This is a genomic window from Mangrovibacterium sp. (assembly GCF_059905295.1).
On the sequence record NZ_JBZQJF010000114.1, the window covers coordinates 1 to 2,934 of the forward strand.

The 2,934-nt window shown below is 42.2% G+C and carries 4 protein-coding genes; 3 read left to right on the forward strand and 1 reads right to left on the reverse strand.

Going from position 1 to position 2,934, the window contains the following annotated elements:
* A partial coding sequence (locus AC37HE_RS06295; RefSeq protein ID WP_500781940.1) for a DUF481 domain-containing protein occupies positions 1–698 on the reverse strand: 698 nt, incomplete at its 3' end.
* A gap of 369 nt (positions 699–1,067) precedes the next feature.
* Here AC37HE_RS06295 and AC37HE_RS06300 point away from each other — a divergent pair.
* The 3 genes from AC37HE_RS06300 to AC37HE_RS06310 form a co-directional block, all read left to right on the forward strand.
* A complete protein-coding gene (locus AC37HE_RS06300; protein ID WP_500781941.1) occupies positions 1,068–1,418 on the forward strand; it encodes a hypothetical protein in 351 nt (116 codons plus the stop codon).
* Positions 1,419–1,555: 137 nt separating this feature from the next.
* On the forward strand, positions 1,556–2,560 hold the full coding sequence (locus tag AC37HE_RS06305) for a glutamate ligase (protein ID WP_500781942.1): 1,005 nt from the start codon (positions 1,556–1,558) through the stop codon (positions 2,558–2,560).
* A gap of 48 nt (positions 2,561–2,608) precedes the next feature.
* A partial coding sequence (locus AC37HE_RS06310; RefSeq protein ID WP_500781943.1) for a glutamate-cysteine ligase family protein occupies positions 2,609–2,934 on the forward strand: 326 nt, incomplete at its 3' end.

The following is a 2,934-nucleotide window of genomic DNA, read 5'->3' on the forward strand; positions in this document are numbered from 1 at the left end:
GCGAACGACAAGCCGTTTTTCCGAATAAAGTAGTAGCCAACTCCCAGTTTTGAGGTTGTACGCAAATCCAGGTTTTGTTCTGTACTTGATAAAAACTCCATACCAGCAAAGCCGTAAGTATTACCCCAAAGATCTCGGGTAAAATCAATATTGGCTTCATTTCGCTTGGTCGTTGACACCTTGTTTTGTTTTGTAATAACACTATTAACACCACTTTCCAGGCTCCAGCTATCCTCTGTATACTTAACCCGGCCGGTAGTCGAAATTTGAGATAATTGATTGGCTTTGGTAAAGGAATACCCGGCATCGATGGAAATATAAAGCCGGTCCTTAAATTTGGTATTCAAGGTGCTTATTTTAACAACATCGTCCAGCTTTAGAACCACTGCCGTGTCCTTCTCAAGGACCTTTACGGTCCTGTTTTCCTGGTCATCATATTTGACTTTCCCAATATGTTTTTTGCCATTCGTTGTTAAAATGATCAATATCGTCGAAGTGGATAATCCCTTAACTCCTCCCCACTCAATCTTAAAGTCAGAGTCCGCATAATCCGTATCAAAAGCGATGACATTACGGCTGAGAGACTGCACCTCTCCAATAATAACATCACCGTTCTTAGCAATCAGGGTATCTTGTTGTGCAAAGGCTATAAATCCGCAAAAAACAAACACGGTCAAGGCTAGAGGTTTTTTCATCATTGTCATCCGGAGTTTTTTTGAAGTTCTGAGTTTCACTACTTCTTGTAATAATAAATTTCGTTAATAATGCATTGAATACGAAACATCAGGTCAATGCAACAAGATCTTTCGGTCTACTCAAAAAACAAATGCTAGCAAGTTCAGCAGAATTTACTGTATGTATTGAACTACAAGTTACGATCTTTAAAAATTATTATCAATAGACCAATACACATCGAATCCACTCAGCAAATCAGCAGGAATAAGATAATCTCAAATGAACTGCCCCTGAATTAAACCCGAATTTTCAAACCTCTTCCGTTTGAATTGAGTATAATTTGATAAGCCTTTCCAAACCACTATTAGTACTAACTTTAAAATTCGGGAATCATGGAACAATTAAATCGCGTACAGCAGGAGGTTTTAGATATCCTTTACAATAATGGTCATCCGATCGAACGAACACTACAGCGAATGCTGCAACTCACCGACCTTGATGGTCGGGAGCGCCTGCACGACTACAAAGGATCAGAAATACAATACTCAAAAAAACAACTGGCGCAAATGGGCTACATCACGATTACCATGTCGCCGCGACGCCACGATCTGGAGGAAGGTGACGGCCTGACCCGCCTCGACGACGATGTTACTTTCTACTATTTCGATCTTGACAAGAGGCTTAACCTAACAGATAAAGGCCTAATCTGGTGCCAGCGAAACCTGACAAGAAACAGTGCCTAGACGATTATGTCACCCTAAAAAAAACAGACTAATCTTTTCTTTCCATTAACTGTTTATTAGCGAAACGGTCGGTCCCGGCAAATGTAAATTCAGTCCGTTCATTATTTATAACTTTGACCGGCCAAAGAAAACAGACAATGGAGAAAAGCAACTATAACTTTCAACCGCTTTCCGGTTACGAGCAATTTGAAGCAACCACCCAGATTATTATTGCCGAGATTTTACGCAGAAATCTTCCACTCGAGATTATTGACGAAAGCAACAATTTGATTGCTGTTCAGTATGAAGGGAAAGAATACATCATCCATGAAGGTACCATTTCGGATGCCAACAGCCTGATTGCCTATTGGATTTCGAATGATAAATGGATGACCAGGCAGTTTCTAAAGCGTGCCGGAATTCGTCAGGCAAAGGGATTACTTTTGAAGGAGGGATACGATCCGGCGTCCTTGCAAACGATCAGCTTCCCGGCAGTGGTGAAACCAGCTGATACCGACCATGGCATTGCAGTGAGTACTAACATTCAGTCTTATGAAGAGCTACAGGCGGCAATCGAAAAAGCCTTCATCCACTCCAAGCGCGTGATTGTTGAAGAATTTTTTGCAGGGCAGGAATATCGCTTCCTGGTAATCGACGGCATTGTGCGGGCCATTGCTTTTCGAGAACCTGCCAATATTACAGGCGACGGCAAGCATTCGATACAAGAACTGATCGAACTTAAAAATAAAGACCGCGGATCTGATTATCGCCATCCGTTGCTGCAGATTCAGGTTGACGATGAGGTGAAACGCCACCTCAAAGCGCAGGATCTGGAGTTAAGTTCGATTTTGCCTGTCGGTGAAAAAGTGTATTTGCGAAAGAACTCAAACTTAAGTACCGGTGGTGACAGCATTGACGTAACCGACGAGATGCCGGAATTCTATCAAAAAGTAGCCGAACAAGCAGCCAAATCAGCCAACTTGCATATTGCGGGAATCGACATCATCATTGACGACCGGGAAGCCGAGCCTTCTACGGACCATTACATCGTTGTTGAGCTCAATGCACCGGCTATGTTATCCATGCACGATTTCCCTTATATCGGTAAAAACCGACAGGTGGAAAAATACGTACTCGACAGCATTTTAAAAGCCAAACAATAGATATTCAAAGTCCAATTGGGAAAATTTAAATCTTGAAACTCCTTCTTCATGACGGCAACAGAAAAAGCAACAATAATTACCCACAAGTCCCAGCTGATTGAATATTTTCAGCAAGGAAATACCCCGTTCGAAAATTGGGGAATCGGTACCGAACATGAGAAATTTCTCTATCGGCTCGGCGATTTTAAACGTCTCCCATACAATTCTGAAGTTGGAATTAAAACCATCCTTCAGCATTTCGTCAATGAAGGCTGGAGTCCGATCATGGAAAAAGAGTTTCTGATTGGTGTACAACAAAACGGTGCTTCCATCACGCTGGAACCGGGTGGACAGTTTGAGCTCTCAGGCAAAAACTTCAAAACCATTCATCACAC